Genomic DNA, 15,602 nt, shown 5'->3' with positions numbered 1-15,602 from the left:
GTTTGTGGGCAGATTTTCAGGCAGCCAATGTTTAGCGCGCGATCTGCGTGGCAACCGCTTGTAGGCCTTGGCCCAGAGATTGCACCATGGCGGCATAGCCATCCCCTTGCTGCGGAGTGTGTACATCAAAATTGTTGCCGCCGCGCTCATTACCCTGCCATTGGCTGTGTCCCGCAATCTGCGTGTAACCATCGTAATGGCCTTGGAAGGCATCAATGTAAATGGTGATCGTGGCGCGTGCCGCAGAAGGCGTAATCGTGTAAGCATAACGGCCATTTTGACGATTGAGTTCATTGGCCAGCGACTTGGCTAAGTCCGCCCGCAAATCATGTGCCCATAGATGGCTTTGCGCCATGTGTATTTGGGTGGATGAGGTTTGATACAACAGGTTATCGGTATTGATACCATCTGCCAGTTCCACGACCACAGCTGCTTGCGGTTTGGTGGCTGCTGGCAGCTGAAACACGCTGTTTGGCAAGCGGTAATATTCAGTTGGCGAGGCAGCACACGCCGTTAATCCCAGCATCAACGTGCAGGTTGCGATGCGAGTATAAACAGAGACAGACATTATCGGCTTCCTTTGGGTATGGGGTCGTGGCCTTGTCGATTGAAAATCAGCGCATTGGGTTGCTGCTGTAAAGTGCGCAAGGTGGGCTGAGCGGCTTTCAATGTGTGGTCTATGCTTTGCAAGGTAGACTGAATATTGCCATACAGGGGCGACTGTGGTGATACGCCTTGCAAAGTTTGGCGCAGTTCAGCCAGTGTTTTCGCCAGTTCATCGGGCAAGCGTTGGGTCTTGTCTTGAGCCAGTAATTTATTGGCACTACCCAAGGTAGCTTGCAACTGCGCCAAGGTACCATTCAATTCACGCACTGACTGATCCAAAGGCAGTTTATTGATTTTGCTGAGCAAGTCGGAGAGTTGATCTTGGATGTGTCCCAATCCACTGCTGCGGGTTGCGATAACCGTTTGATTTTGGTAAGTGGTGCTGGGTCGCAAGGTCGGCGTGCCTGGCGTTGCCTGAGCCAGTTGCACATACAAATTGCCCGTGATCAGGTTGTCACTTTCTAAGGAGGCACTCAAACCGGCGTTTAAGGCTGCCTGAATGTCGCGTCGCCAAATGGCATCATCTTGGGGGTTGGCGTTGATTTCCATGCGCGCTGGCTCAATGCGGATGCGTACCGGTATCCAGCCTTTGCTGAAGAGTTGATGGCTGTCATTGTGCGCGAAGTAGGGAACATCGGCCACTGAGCCGATATTGATGCCCTGATATTCAACTGGTGCGCCAGAACGCAACCCGCGCACAGATTGCTTAAAAAAGGCCACATAGTACAGCGCGCGTGTGCTGGGTTGGCTTTGTAAATCCACATAGCTGTTGTATAGCGTGAATTCAGCATCACTGGAAACCGCACTGCCTTTACCTGCAGCTGGCTCCTTAAATACGATGGCGCCTGAGAGCAGCGCAGGAATGGGCGCAGAATCGATGTGTACACCCCCGCCAGAGGCCTCTATGCGCAAGCCGGTTTGCAACCAAAATTGAACATTTTTGCCAACTAATTGGTTGTAAGGGCTGTTGATATAAATTTGGTAATGAACGGTTTTGTTGGCGGGATTGAAATCGGCCTTTTCGATTTGGCCCACACTGATGTCGCCATACAGAACAGGGCTGCCGGCTACCAGCAGTTTGTCACTGCTGCCAATCAAGCGCAAACGCAAGCCATTCTGTCCAATTGCCGAGGCAGGCGGCAGGTCTGCTACCTGAAAAGTATCTGCCGTTTCTTGGCTGTGCCCAGGCGTGAAGGCAATATAAGAACCAGAAACCAAGGTATTGAGGCCCGTAATCCCACTTTGGTCGATACGGGGTTTAACCACCCAAAATTGAGTGTCTTTGCGTATCATGTCTTTTACATCGGCATTAAGCTGTGCAGTGATGGCCACGCCCTGCTCATTGGCGCGAATTTTAATGGCCGTCACTTTACCTACCGTCACATTCAACACTTTAATTACGGTATTGTTGATTTCAATGCCATCGGCATTGTTCATGTATAGGGTAATTTCAGGCCCAGTATTGCGAATGTGCTGGAACAGCAACCAAGCGCCAGTTAACAAGGCCAACAATGGAATCAACCACACCACCGAGCTGAAAGGTGTGGTGGTTTTGACGGTGGCTTTGGGTGCGGTTTCGGGATGACTCATGATTGGCCTGCAGTAGGTGAAGACGGGTGGGATGATGATGTCCGCATTTTATCCCACATCAAGCGGGGATCGAAATACAAAGCGGATAACATAGTGAGTAGAACCACCAAGCAAAAATACACGCTGGCTGCGCCCGGCGCAACTTTAGCTAGTGGTGTACGGAAAGCAGCCATCAAGATGATGACCACGAAAATATCAATCATCGACCAGCGGCCAACCGATTCGGTAAAACGATACAGCCGCGTTAAACTGGGTAAGCTCAATAAAGGGCGGAAACCAGCAGAATAAATCAAGATCAACATGGCCAGGATCTTCAGAATTGGAATGGCCATGCTGGCGCTGAAAATAATCATGGCAATGACTTTATCGCCACTTTGCCACATGTATTCGATACCGCTAAAAATAGTATTGGCCTGGGTGCCCAAGGGGTTGCTGGTTATCATCATTGGTAGCACGTTGGCTGGAATATACAACATGATGGCGGCCAGCAAACACGCCATACTGACCCGTAAGCTCAATGGTCGCCGGGCATACAATAGTGAGCCACATACCGTGCAAATTTTGCGGTTGGCCGGCTGTTCATAAAGGCATGAGCTACAACTGATGGTGTGTGCAGTGGGAACCAGTGTTGTGGGGTTGCGGCCGGCCAAACGCTGGATTTCATAATAAATCCAATGTTCTGGTACGCTTTGGGCCGTGCGAATCAGTAGAATAGCCAAAATAAAGGTAAGGTAAAACGCGGGGCCGAAAATCACCTGGGCATAGCTGATGATTTTGATGTAGGCCACCAGCGTTGAAATGAAAAAAACATCCACCATCATCCAACCGCGCAAACGGACCATTACTCTAGTGGCATACAGCATTCCCGGTAATGCTTGCTCGGCTTTTAAACCACCATACACATACAAACACAATAAGGTAAATAATACGGGTGTCCCAAATGTCAGCATAAACATCACTTCGGCCAAAAAACCGAAATCTTGGGCAATTAGTACCCGCATCATGCCAGGGATGGTGAGCGTGACATGCAGCCCAGCCAAATCAATTTGAATGTATTGGGTTAAAGCCACGACCACCAACATCATGAGTGAACCGGTTGCATAGGCCAATGGGCCGTTGATGGCGTTGCGCTCAATCCGAACCAAATGTTGGTTGCAGCGCGTACAATGCGCTTCCTCGCCGGGTTGTAATGCCGGCACTGACTGGCGTAGGCCACAGCAGGGGCAATCCACAGGGTGTTGAGGTAAGTGGTAGCCGCTGGTGTTGTCTGCCAGGCGGTTGAGAATGAGCGATTTCATGGTATCTATTTTGTTTCAGGCAGCCTGAATATACGCAATTCAAATGGGTTGGGCAATATTGGCTAAAAGATGGTTGCTAGAATGGCATGGAAACCTTGGGTAATACAGATTGCGTGATTTTCTCAAATCACAGCGATGAGAGATTGAATATTTTGAATCGCCCATTTTTTCTAATTTCATTTTTGGCACAAATTTGGAACAGCCTGTTTTTTACGAAAATGACAAACAAAAAAATACAGCCCTAACGGGCTGTATTTAATGTGTTTCTTTGGTCGGAGTGAAAGGATTCGAACCTTCGACCCCTTGCACCCCATGCAAGTGCGCTACCAGACTGCGCCACACTCCGACTCGGAAAGACGCAGATTATAGAAGAAGCATTCCTATTTAGCAAGTGCACTTTCAAGGCTGCGCAACAGCTTTTGCAGTTGGGCGCGCGCATCTTCGGCATCAATGGCGGGATTGCCATCGGCATCGGTTTGGTTGCGAGTGAAGCCATTGATGTAAGGTGCAAAGCTATCCCGCAATTGACGCACTTTAATCACGTCTAAGCGCGTATAACGATTGCCACCATAGCCAATAACGGCACCATGAGCATGCTGCCAAGCGGCAAATTGCTCGGCACTGATGTCGGCCAATTGGCACAGTTCATCCAGTGTGAAATAGCGTTTGGCCGGGATGGGCGGCAGTTCGTTATGCGTGTTTGCCATTGTAGTGATCCACCATGCCTTTGAGTTTTTGCGATGCGTGAAAGGTTACCACACGCCGTGCAGAAATGGGCACTTCTTCACCGGTTTTGGGGTTGCGGCCAGGGCGCTGTGCTTTGTCGCGCAATTGGAAATTGCCGAAACCGGAAATTTTGATTTCTTCGCCGCGTTCTAAAGTATTGCGGATTTCTTCAAAAAACAGCTCCACAATTTCTTTGGCATCGTTTTTGGTCATGCCCGCTACCTTGTCTACCAGAATGTCGGCCAGTTCGGCTTTGGTTAAAGTCATACCCTGTTACTCTCTTTAAAATAAGCGCGTATTATCGCTAAAAAAATTCATGTATTCAAGCGCGTATCGCCAATTTGCGCGCTCAGTGAATGCAAATAGGTGGTTTAGGCGCGTAATTGGGCGCCGATGGTGGCTGCTGCAGTGATGAGTTTTTGCATGGTTGCATCCACTTCTGCGTCGGTAAGCGTGTGTGTCATGTCTTGCAGCAAGACCTTAATGGCCATACTCTTGTGACCATCTGGCACGCCTTGGCCGCGGTACACATCAAATATATCCAAGTGTTGCACGTGTGCATTAGCCGCTTGTGATAAGGCATCAAGCAATTGTTGACCCAATACCGCTTCAGGCAATACGAATGCCAAATCACGGCGTACTGGCTGAAACTTGGATATTGGTTGGTGATGGACTTTGGTGGCGGTTAATACGGTATCTAAATCCAGCTCAAACAGCATGGGCGCTTGAGGCAGGTCGTATTTATGCTGCCAGTTGGGGTGTAATTCCCCTAAGACACCCACTACGTGGTTGTCGATCAGCAGCTCAGCAGTACGGCCTGGGTGCAATGCAGGATGTTGGGCTGCCTGAAAGCGGACATTGGTTTTGTCGAGAAGTGCTAAGACATCACTTTTGATATCGTAAAAATCAAGGGGGCGGCTGGGCGTTCCCCATTGTTCTGGTAGTGCTGTGCCATAGGCCAAGCCGGCCACTTTTTTGGTCTGGATGTAAGTGCCATTACTGTGTTTGTGAAATACCCGTGCGACCTCAAATAAGCGTGCGCGCTCTTGTTTGCGATTGAGGTTATTTTGCAAAATTTGAATCAGGCCGCCAAATAAAGTGGATCGCATGACATTCATTTGGCTGGCAATGGGGTTTTGTAGACGAATAGGATGATGGTTGTTGGCAAAATCGGCTTCCCAGGCTTCTTCCACAAACGCATAGCTCACTACTTCTTGATAGCCACTCATGGCCAATTGGTGGTAGACCGAAAACAGCGGTTTCTGTGTTTCAGGCAGCCGTGTCATTGCCAAAGTGCCGCTGGTGTGGTTGCCAGGGATTCGGTCATAACCATACACGCGGCCAATTTCTTCAATCAAATCAGCTTCGATCTCAATGTCGAAACGGAAACTGGGTGCAGTGACTTCAAAGCCATCAAAGGTAGGTACCGGAGACAAACCCAAGTGGTCCAGTATGGTGTGGATTTGTTCGGCGGCAATGGGAACCCCCAATACTTTGGCCACGCGCTCGGTGCGCACGCTGACTTTGTGCGCCGCTGGTAATTCGCCCAAGGCTTCGGTCACTGGACCCACGGTGCCCCCGCAAATTTCGGTAATCAGCGAGGTGGCGCGTGCCAAAGCGGCTTGCTGCAATTGATAATCCACGCCGCGTTCATAGCGAAATGAAGAATCAGAGCCAAATCCATATTGACGCGATTTGCCGGCAATGCGTGCAGGTGCAAACCAGGCACACTCTAAAACCACATTTTGTGTATCACCATCAACAGCGCTGGCTGTACCGCCCATTAATCCGGCAATGCTCAATACTTGCTTTTCGTCAGCCACCACTAAGGTATCGTCTACCAGGGTAACGGTTTTGTCGTTGAGGCAAGCCAAGGTTTCGCCATTTTGGGCGCGGCGTACGATTAAGCTGCCTGAAAGTTTATCGGCATCAAATACGTGCATGGGCTGGCCCAATTCCAGCATCACGTAATTACCAATGTCTACCAATGCGCTCACACTACGTAAGCCACTGCGTTCCAGCCGTTGACGTAGCCAAAAAGGCGTTTTGGCCTGTGCATGGACACCGTGAAGCACCCGAGTTAGGAACCGGCCACAGTCTTTCGGTGCATCAATGCGCACGGGTTGTATGGCGTTGATGGAGGCGGTTACGTCTTCGATGGCAATAGGTTGGATGGGCTTTTGCGTGAGTGCGCCTACTTCTCGCGCGATGCCTTTGATGCTCAGGCAATCTGCGCGATTGGGGGTGATTTTTAACGTTAACAACGCATCATCTAAATCCAAATAATCACGAATGTCGGTGCCCACAGTAGCGCTTGTTGGCAAAATCATTAAGCCGTCTACATCTTCAGGCAGCCCCAGCTCGCGTGCGGAACAGAGCATGCCGTTGGAAACTTGCCCGCGCATTTTAGTGGGTTTAATTTTGAAATCACCTGGCAGTTTTGCGCCGGGCAAGGCACACGGGATCTTGATGCCGGGTGCTACATTAGGTGCTCCGCAAACAATCTGAATCAATTCACCGGTGCCTGCGTCCACTTGGGTCACATTTAAGCGGTCGGCATCAGGGTGCTTTTCCACCGATTTAACTTCCGCGACCACCACCCTGTAAACGCGGGCGCGGCGGGCAAGGTATCTTCGACTTCTAAGCCTGCCATTGTCAGCAAATGAGCCAATTCTGTGGCGGATAATTCGGGATTCACCCAAGTATGTAACCAATGTTGAGAAAATTGCATGATGTTCTCGAAACTCTTTTAATGAAGGTGATGTTGCCTGAATTATTTGAATTGCTTTAAGAAATTCAAATCATTATCAAAAAACAGGCGCAAGTCATTGACGCCATAGCGCAGCATGGCGAAGCGGTCTAGGCCAATACCAAAGGCGAAGCCGGTGTATTTTTCTGGGTCGATATTGACATTTTTCAGTACATTGGGATGAACCATGCCGCAGCCGCCCACTTCCAGCCAACCGCGTTCACCCATGATGTCGATTTCGGCGGAAGGTTCTGTAAATGGGAAGAAAGAAGGGCGGAAGCGAACTTGTAAATCATCTCGCTCAAAAAAACGGCGGATGAAATCAGTGAACACCGCTTTTAGATCAGCCATGGTCACACCTTCTTCTACCCATAGCCCTTCAGCTTGGTGAAACATAGGGGAATGAGTGGCATCAGAATCAACACGATACACGCGACCTGGCGCAATAATGCGGATGGGCGGCTCTTTTTTGTCGAGCATATAGCGGATTTGAATGGGCGAAGTATGGGTACGCAAAACGTCGCCATTTTCCACATAAAATGTATCCTGCATGGCGCGTGCAGGGTGATTTTCGGGGATGTTTAGGGCTTGGAAATTGTGGAAATCATCTTCGATTTCTGGGCCGTCGGCAACGTCAAAGCCCATCCCATGAAATAAAGTCACAATCCGCTGTAACGTTAAGGTAACTGGGTGCAACCCGCCTACGGATTGGCCGCGACCAGGTAAGGTGACATCCAAAGCTTCTGCCGTCAATTGCGCTTGCAGTTTAGCCTCATTCAGTGCATCGCGTTTGGTGTTAAAGGCTGCCTGAAATTGGTTTTTGCATTCATTAATGTGGGCGCCCACGGTTTTGCGTTCATCGGGGGGCATTTGTCCCAAGCTTTTGAGCAAGGCATTTAGTTCGCCGGTTTTGCCCAAATACCGAGCTTTAACCAATTCCAATGCTTGCAAGTCGTCGGCCGCGCCCACGGCAGCAATGCCTTCAGCGGCGATGCGGTTGGCGTTTTCCATCATGGTGGTTGTCTTTATTGAGAAAGTGAAAACAAAAAAGGTGTGCTGGGGCAAAGCAGCTGAATTTCAGCAGTTTTGCCGCAACACACAAAACCCTTCTGCTGTTGGCAAAAAGTGGCTGTATTTTAACGCGAAAACACACATAAATACAGTGCTTATGTGTTGATGGCACCTTGCGCGCGCCCATAAAAAAAGGAAACCGCAGTTTCCTTTTTAATTGGTTAATACAGGTTTTAAGCCAGTGCAGCCTTGGCCTGGTTAGCCAATTGAGTAAAGGCTGCTTTATCGAATACAGCCAAATCGGCCAATACCTTGCGGTCGATTTCAATGGTGGCTTTTTTCAGGCCATTCATAAATTTGCTGTAAGACAAACCGTTTTCACGAGCGGCCGCGTTAATACGCACAATCCACAATTGACGGAATTGACGTTTGCGTTGACGACGGTCACGGTAGGCATATTGACCGGCTTTCATCACCGCTTGTTTGGCAACGCGGTAGACGTTCTTGCGACGACCACGGTAGCCTTTGGCTAAAGCTAATACTTTTTTATGACGAGCACGTGCGGTAACACCGCGTTTTACGCGAGGCATGGTTTAAACTCCTTAAGCGTAGGGTAACATTTTAGAAACAGACACCATATTGGTTTCGTGCACCATGGAGGTGCCACGCAATTGGCGTTTGCTTTTGGTGGTTTTTTTGGTGAGAATGTGACGCTTGAACGCATGCGCGCGCTTCACACCACCGTTACCCAATACTTTGAAGCGTTTTTTGGCGCTCGATTTGGATTTCATTTTCGGCATGGGAAAACTCCATTTGTTGTTTGATTTGGCGTAAGGTGGTTCTATAGATGAACGCTTAAATACCCAGACACCACGGTTTTTACCGCAATATTCCTGCAACTCCGCACCATGCGGTTAATGTGCGAAGCGAAAGATTGTATCAGCTTTGCCAATGCAAAACAAGTTTCAGGCAGCCTGATTTATGTGGGCTGCCTGAAACAGTATTGCGTGGTGCGGCTTATTTTTTCTTGGGGCCAATCATCATCACCATTTGGCGGCCTTCCATTTTCGGGAATTGCTCAACGGCACCCACTTCGGTCAAATCAGCTTGAATGCGTTTCAGCAATTCTGCGCCCAAATGTTGGTGTGCCATTTCGCGGCCACGGAAGCGCAAGGTGACTTTGACTTTGTCGCCGTCACCCAAAAAGCGGGTGATGTTGCGCATTTTGATGTTGTAGTCGCCATCATCGGTACCGGGACGGAATTTGATTTCTTTCACCTGTACCTGTTTTTGTTTTTTGCGTGCTTCGTCGCGCTTCTTGGATTGTTCGTATTTGTATTTGCCGAAATCCATGAGTTTGCAAACGGGCGGAGTGGCAGTGGGAGCGATTTCCACCAAGTCCACATCGTGTTCTTCTGATAACTTAATGGCTTCTTGAATGGAAACCACGCCCAGCTGTTCACCAGCGGGACCAATTAAACGCACTTCTTTAACGGTGATTTCACCGTTGATGCGTGCTTCGCGTTCTTGTGCGATGACCGTACTCCTTATTTGGGTTAATGAAGTGACAAAGTTTGTTGTTTCAGATGAGCAATGAAATCATCCATGCCCAACTGGCCCAAATCTTCGCCGCCGCGTTGGCGGACAGCAACCTTGTTCTCTTGTTTTTCTTTGTCGCCAATCACAATTTGATAGGGCAGACGCTGCAAACTGTGTTCGCGGATTTTGTAGCCGATTTTTTCATTGCGCAAGTCCAATTGCACGCGGAAGCCTTCTGCGGTAAGGCGCTGGGCAATGGCGCGGCAATAGTCGGCTTGAGCTTCAGTGATGTTCATGATCACCATTTGTGTGGGAGCAAGCCACAAAGGGAAAGCACCGGCGTAGTGTTCAATTAAGATGCCAATAAAGCGTTCCATCGAACCCAGAATGGCGCGATGCAGCATCACAGGGCGCGCACGACCATTGTCTTCGGTTACATACTCGGCATCCAACCGTTCAGGCAGCACGAAATCTAATTGAATGGTGCCGCACTGCCATGAACGGCCCAAGGCATCTTTAATGTGGTATTCCACTTTGGGACCGTAGAATGCGCCTTCACCCGGTAATTCTTCCCAAGTGACGCCGCAAGCAGTGAGTGCGTCGCGCAAGCCTTGTTCTGCCTTATCCCAAATGGCGTCTGAACCCGCGCGCTTTTCGGGGCGCAGCGACAGCTTCACAGAAACATCATGGAATTCAAATTGGGTATAAATGCGCATCACCAATTCGTTGAATGCACGCGCTTCCGAGACAATTTGGTCTTCCGTGCAGAAAATATGCGCATCGTCTTGGGTGAATCCGCGCACGCGCATTAAGCCATGTAATGCGCCTGATGGCTCGTTGCGGTGGCAAGAGCCGAATTCGGCCAATCGCATGGGTAAATCACGGTATGAGCGCAAACCTTGATTGAAAATTTGGATATGTCCTGGACAGTTCATCGGTTTAACGGCATAGACACGTTTTTCTGATTCGGTGATGAACATGTTTTCTTGGTAATTGGCCCAGTGTCCTGATTTTTCCCACAGGCTACGATCCATGATCATTGGTGTTTTGACTTCTTGGTAGCCTGCGGCGGTGAGCTCATTGCGCATGTGTTGTTCAATAGTTTGCCACAAAGACCAGCCTTTTGGGTGCCAAAAAATCATGCCAGGCGCTTCGTCTTGCAAATGGAATAAATCCAGTTGTTTACCCAGTTTGCGGTGATCGCGTTTTTCAGCTTCTTCAATACGCTGGATGTAGGCTTTTAAATCGTCTTTATTGGCCCATGCAGTGCCATAAATACGTTGTAGCTGTTCGTTGTTGGCATCTCCGCGCCAGTATGCACCGGAAAGCTTGGTAAGCTTGAAATTTTTCAAAAAACGGGTGTTGGGGACGTGTGGGCCGCGACACATGTCTACGTATTCTTGGTGGAAATACAAACCCATGGCTGTTTCGTTAGGCATGTCTTCAATCAAGCGTAGCTTGTAGTCTTCATGTCGCGCTTGGAAAATCTGAATCACTTCCGCGCGCGGGGTCATTTTTTTAACCACGTCATAATTTTGCGCAATTAATTCTTTCATGCGCTTTTCAATGGCCGCAATATCTTCGGGCGTAAAAGGGCGTTCGTATTGAATGTCGTAATAAAAACCATCTTCAATGACGGGGCCAATCACCATCTGGGCGCTGGGGTAGAGCTGCTTGACTGCATGACCAACCAAATGTGCGCAGGAGTGGCGAATGATGTCTACGCCTTCTTTGTCGTTGGCGGTAATGATGGACACGTGCGCATCCGCCATGATGGGATCGCATGTGTCTACCAGTTTGCCATTAACTTTACCGGCAATGGCGGCTTTGGCTAAGCCCGCACCGATGGAAGCAGCCACCGCAGCAACAGTTACGGGTGCTTCAAATTGACGGACAGAGCCGTCGGGCAAGGTGATGTTTAACATGCAAACTCCGACATTCAAAACCGAATGCATTCAGGCAGCCTAAATGCGCTGTAGCGCCACTCTGGGATAGCGTGGCTTTCGTCTCCATGGTTTGATTTTGTGGTGCAGCAACCCGCACTACGTCAAATGGACGAAAGTGTCTATTTTAGCTGATTTGAATTTTGCTTGGCAAGGCAAGTTCGGTTTGTGTGTCACACCCAAGCCACGGCTTTCCGTTATAATAGCGCGCTCAAATGAAAATACTTGTCGCTTTATGTTGAACTTTACCCTACACACCACTGATGGCCATGCGCGCCGCGGTACTTTGCAATTAAACCACGGCACCGTAGAAACACCGGTATTCATGCCGGTTGGAACTTATGGTGCGGTGAAGGCCATGTCCCCTCGCAATTTGACCGATATTGAAGCGCAAATTATTTTGGGTAACACCTTCCACCTGTGGCTGCGGCCTGGGTTGGATGTGATTCGTGAATTTGGCGGCTTACACGATTTTATTGGCTGGCAGAAACCGATGTTGACCGACTCCGGCGGTTTCCAGGTGTTTTCATTGGCCCAAATGCGCAAGCTTACTGAAGAAGGTTGCACGTTTAAAAGCCCGCTCAATGGGGATAAGTTATTTTTATCGCCAGAAATCTCTATGCAGATTCAAACAGTATTGAATTCAGACATTGTTATGCAGCTTGATGAATGTCCGGATGGCAATGTGGATAAGGCTGCTGCCAGGGCTTCATTGCAGATGAGCTTGCGTTGGGCCGAGCGTTCTAAAAATGAATTTGAACGTCTGAATAATCCCAACGCCTTATTTGGGATTGTACAAGGAGCAATGTTTGAGGATTTGCGCGAAGAATCATTGGCTGGGCTAGAGGCCATCGATTTTCCTGGGTTGGCCATCGGTGGCTTGTCTGTGGGGGAACCAAAGCCTGAAATGTACCGCATGTTGCGCGCAGTCGGGCCGATTTTGCCCGCACATAAACCGCATTATTTGATGGGGGTGGGGACGCCCGAAGATTTGGTATTTGGTGTGGCCAACGGCATTGATATGTTTGATTGCGTGATGCCCACACGCAATGCACGTAACGGATGGCTGTTTACCCGTTTTGGTGATGTTAAAATCAAGAATGCGGCGCACAAACATGATGCCAGGCCTTTGGATGAAGGCTGTGATTGTTATACTTGTCGCCACTTCAGTCGTGCTTATTTGCATCATTTACACCGAGTAGGTGAAATTTTGGGTGCGCAGTTGAATACCATCCACAATTTGCGCTATTACCAAGTGTTGATGGCGGAAATGCGCGAAGCGATCGCGGAACACCGATTTGCGGCGTTTCAGACGCAATTCCATGAAAACCGAGCGCGCGGTGCGCAATAGTCCCGTATCGATTGCGCTACAATAGCACTTTATTATTATCAGGCTGCCTGAAACACGAAGCGAGACCGAATTTATGGCCTTTACCATCTTGGGGTTGGATCACATCTTATTGCGCATTGAAGACAAAGACAGCATGCTGGATTTTTATTTAAATGTGTTGGGTTGTACACGCGAACGCGAGCTGGGTAATTTGGGGTTGATTCAATTGCGTGCTGGCAATAGTTTGATTGATTTGGTACCAATAGGCTCACCTTTGGGACGCAGCGATCGCGGGACGCCTCTGCAAAAGCACGCCAATTTGGATCATCTATGTCTGCGCATCGAACCTTTTAATGAAGACGCCATCCGCCAGCATTTTGCTGAATATGGCTATGACATTGAACCCAGTGCCATCCGCTATGGCGCAGACGGATTCGGGGCATCGATTTATGTGCATGATCCCGAGGGTAATACTGTGGAATTAAAAGGACCACCTCAAGCCGCATCTGAACCTGACTGAATAAAGCTGGGGTTGGTCAACAATCATTGCAAGGATATGCATCATGACAGAAAAAACCTGGTCTGGCCGTTTTCATGAGCCGGTGAGTGAGTTGGTGAAACAATACACGGGCTCTATTGATTTTGATAAGCGCTTGGCGCCGTGGGATATCCAAGGCTCATTAGCGCATGCGCAGATGTTGACAGAGGCAGGGGTGCTCAGTGCCGATGACTTGGCGGCCATCAAGCAAGGCATGGCGGAAATTTTGGCGGAAATCAAGACGGGTGAACTGCCTTGGTCTCTGGATTTGGAAGATGTTCATATGAACATTGAGCACCGCCTGACCGATAAAATCGGAGATGCTGGTAAGCGTTTGCATACTGGTCGTAGCCGCAATGATCAAGTGGCCACCGATATTCGATTGTGGCTGCGTGATGAGATCAGTGAAATTGCACACTTGATTCAAGCCGTTCAATCTGCCTTAGTTGACTTGGCTGATGCCAACCACGATGTGGTGATGCCGGGATTCACGCACATGCAAGTTGCGCAGCCTGTGAGCTTCGGCCACCATATGCTCGCCTATGTGGAAATGCTGGGACGTGATTATGAGCGCATGGTGGATTGCCGGCACCGTGTTAATCGCATGCCTTTAGGGGCTGCTGCATTGGCTGGTACCACTTATCCCATTAACCGAGAAACCACAGCCCAATTATTGGGCTTTGAAGACATTTGCCAAAACTCTTTGGATGCCGTATCTGACCGTGATTTTGCTATTGAGTTTACTGCGGCAGCATCGATTCTGATGATTCATTTTTCGCGCCTGAGTGAAGAATTGATTTACTGGATGAGCCCACGTTTTGCCTTCATTGATATTGCTGACCGTTTCTGCACGGGCTCAAGCATCATGCCGCAGAAGAAAAATCCGGATGTGCCAGAATTGGTGCGCGGTAAAACAGGGCGGGTGGTTGGTCATTTGATGGGTCTGATTACGCTAATGAAGTCTCAACCGTTGGCTTATAACAAAGACAATCAAGAAGACAAAGAGCCCTTGTTTGACACAGTGGATACATTGATCGATACCTTGCGTATTTATGCTGACATGATGCGTGGTGTCACCGTGAAACCAGAAAACATGCGGGCTGCGGTGATGCAAGGGTTTGCCACTGCCACCGACTTGGCCGACTATTTGGTGAAAAAAGGGTTACCGTTTCGCGATAGCCATGAAGTGGTGGCGCGTGCCGTGCGCCATGCCGAAGACATGAAGGTGGACTTAAGCGATTTACCCTTGAAAACGCTGCAATCATTCTCCAATTTGATTGATGAGGATGTGTATCAGGTGTTGACCCCAGAAGGCAGCTTAAATGCCCGCAATCATCTGGGTGGGACTGCGCCGGCGCAAGTGCGTGCTCAAATAGCCCGTTGGCGCGACGTGTTAAGTCATCATCAAGCTTAAATATTATTTATTTTGGTTCTTGGTAGGCTGCCTGAACATTCAGGCAGCCTCTTTTTATCTGGCTACTTTGTCGCAGACTGATAAACTCGATCTATTCAAAGAGGGTGATCAATATTGACCTTGACGGCTGAAGCCAGCCTGATCTCGGTAGCCGAAAAATCAATTTGTATTGGTGAAGCCGATTTAGCCGATATGAGGGAATAGGGTTTTGATGCCTGCCACGATAATTTCAACAGCGATGGCGGCCAAGAGCAAGCCCATTACGCGATTAAGGATTTTCATGCCGGTTTCACCCAGCACTTGGCTGACTGTGGCCGCCGCACACAGCGTGAAATAGCAGATTAAACTGATAATGAGGGTGGCGGCTAAAATAGCCAATGTATGAAGGTAGCCTTTGCTGCTGGATGCATAAATCATGACGGTGGATATCCCGCCTGGACCAATGATCATGGGCATGGCCAAAGGCACCACCGCAATGCTGGTCAGATCCGAAGGTTTATTGATATTTAAATCGCTGGCCTGTTTGCTGACTTCGGGTTTTGCTGGGTTGGCATTGCCACCAATCAGCGATAAAGAGATTAAGAAAACCAATACGCCGCCAGCAATTTGAAAAGCGCCGATGGAAATGCCAAGTGCCCGCAAAATCAATTGACCAGTCAACGTCACCACCACCATGATGACAAATACGCTCATGGAACAAATTTTGGCCACACGGCGGCGCTCTCGTCCGCTTAAATCGGCTGTTAAATCCAAGTAAAGGCTTAACGCGGCCAACGGGTTAATCAATACCAGAAAGGCCAATAAGATTTTGGTTACTTCAAAGCTCATGATGAAACCCTATCATCCAGCATCAATGGT

General features: G+C 49.1%; 14 protein-coding genes, 1 tRNA gene and 1 pseudogene. 3 read left to right on the top strand and 13 right to left on the bottom strand.

From position 1 onward, the window contains the following. Positions 1–31: 31 nt before the first annotated feature. From A2F46_RS08435 to thrS, 12 genes and pseudogenes are all read right to left on the bottom strand, one after another. Positions 32–568 (bottom strand): membrane integrity-associated transporter subunit PqiC, encoded by a 537-nt coding sequence (locus A2F46_RS08435; protein WP_066569238.1) that lies wholly within the window; start codon positions 566–568, stop codon positions 32–34. Then, positions 568–2,196 carry an intermembrane transport protein PqiB gene (gene pqiB, locus A2F46_RS08430; RefSeq protein ID WP_066569236.1) on the bottom strand — a complete coding sequence of 543 codons (1,629 nt, stop codon included), beginning with the start codon at positions 2,194–2,196 and terminating at the stop codon, positions 568–570. Before pqiB ends, A2F46_RS08435 begins: the two co-directional genes overlap by 1 nt. Beyond that, positions 2,193–3,494, bottom strand: a complete 1,302-nt coding sequence (locus tag A2F46_RS08425; protein WP_066569234.1) for a paraquat-inducible protein A — start codon at positions 3,492–3,494, stop codon at positions 2,193–2,195. Before A2F46_RS08425 ends, pqiB begins: the two co-directional genes overlap by 4 nt. 269 nt (positions 3,495–3,763) lie before the next feature. After that, a tRNA-Pro gene (locus A2F46_RS08420) sits at positions 3,764–3,840 on the bottom strand. 34 nt (positions 3,841–3,874) lie between these two features. Then, positions 3,875–4,201, bottom strand: a complete 327-nt coding sequence (locus A2F46_RS08415; protein ID WP_066569226.1) for a hypothetical protein — start codon at positions 4,199–4,201, stop codon at positions 3,875–3,877. Then, on the bottom strand, positions 4,185–4,487 hold the full coding sequence (locus tag A2F46_RS08410; RefSeq protein ID WP_066569223.1) for an integration host factor subunit alpha: 303 nt from the start codon (positions 4,485–4,487) through the stop codon (positions 4,185–4,187). Before A2F46_RS08410 ends, A2F46_RS08415 begins: the two co-directional genes overlap by 17 nt. A gap of 104 nt (positions 4,488–4,591) precedes the next feature. Then, positions 4,592–6,951 (bottom strand): annotated as a pseudogene (gene pheT, locus A2F46_RS08405) (phenylalanine--tRNA ligase subunit beta). A gap of 42 nt (positions 6,952–6,993) precedes the next feature. Further along, entirely contained in the window at positions 6,994–7,980 is a 987-nt protein-coding gene (gene pheS, locus A2F46_RS08400; protein ID WP_066569310.1) for a phenylalanine--tRNA ligase subunit alpha, read from the bottom strand. 233 nt (positions 7,981–8,213) lie between these two features. Beyond that, positions 8,214–8,570 carry a 50S ribosomal protein L20 gene (gene rplT, locus A2F46_RS08395; RefSeq protein ID WP_066569220.1) on the bottom strand — a complete coding sequence of 119 codons (357 nt, stop codon included), beginning with the start codon at positions 8,568–8,570 and terminating at the stop codon, positions 8,214–8,216. Between the two features lie 12 nt (positions 8,571–8,582). Then, positions 8,583–8,780: a 50S ribosomal protein L35 gene (gene rpmI, locus A2F46_RS08390; RefSeq protein WP_066569217.1), complete on the bottom strand. Its 198-nt coding sequence runs from the start codon at positions 8,778–8,780 to the stop codon at positions 8,583–8,585. Between the two features lie 217 nt (positions 8,781–8,997). Next, positions 8,998–9,516 (bottom strand): translation initiation factor IF-3, encoded by a 519-nt coding sequence (gene infC / locus A2F46_RS08385; RefSeq protein WP_197457619.1) that lies wholly within the window; start codon positions 9,514–9,516, stop codon positions 8,998–9,000. A 20-nt stretch (positions 9,517–9,536) separates the two neighbouring features. Further along, positions 9,537–11,444 carry a threonine--tRNA ligase gene (thrS, locus tag A2F46_RS08380; RefSeq protein WP_066569308.1) on the bottom strand — a complete coding sequence of 636 codons (1,908 nt, stop codon included), beginning with the start codon at positions 11,442–11,444 and terminating at the stop codon, positions 9,537–9,539. Positions 11,445–11,697: 253 nt separating this feature from the next. On the opposite strand from thrS, the gene tgt reads away from it, so the two are divergent. The 3 genes from tgt to argH all read left to right on the top strand — a co-directional run bounded on the left by tgt (position 11,698) and on the right by argH (position 14,744). Then, positions 11,698–12,813 (top strand): tRNA guanosine(34) transglycosylase Tgt, encoded by a 1,116-nt coding sequence (gene tgt, locus A2F46_RS08375; RefSeq protein WP_066569213.1) that lies wholly within the window; start codon positions 11,698–11,700, stop codon positions 12,811–12,813. 73 nt (positions 12,814–12,886) lie between these two features. Then, positions 12,887–13,312: a VOC family protein gene (locus tag A2F46_RS08370; protein ID WP_066569211.1), complete on the top strand. Its 426-nt coding sequence runs from the start codon at positions 12,887–12,889 to the stop codon at positions 13,310–13,312. A 40-nt stretch (positions 13,313–13,352) separates the two neighbouring features. Next, the gene (gene argH, locus A2F46_RS08365) at positions 13,353–14,744 is read left to right on the top strand and encodes an argininosuccinate lyase (RefSeq protein WP_197457618.1); all 1,392 of its coding nucleotides are present in this window, start codon (positions 13,353–13,355) and stop codon (positions 14,742–14,744) included. 183 nt (positions 14,745–14,927) lie between these two features. Here the strand turns inward: argH and A2F46_RS08360 are convergent, their stop codons facing one another. After that, positions 14,928–15,572: a MarC family protein gene (locus A2F46_RS08360; RefSeq protein WP_066569202.1), complete on the bottom strand. Its 645-nt coding sequence runs from the start codon at positions 15,570–15,572 to the stop codon at positions 14,928–14,930. Between the last annotated feature and the right edge of the window lie 30 nt (positions 15,573–15,602).

The sequence above is a fragment of the Snodgrassella sp. CFCC 13594 genome, from assembly GCF_001590725.1.
Taxonomy (GTDB): domain Bacteria; phylum Pseudomonadota; class Gammaproteobacteria; order Burkholderiales; family Neisseriaceae; genus Snodgrassella.
Note: the sequence above shows the minus strand (reverse complement) of the source record. Positions and strands in the feature narration are given on the sequence as shown.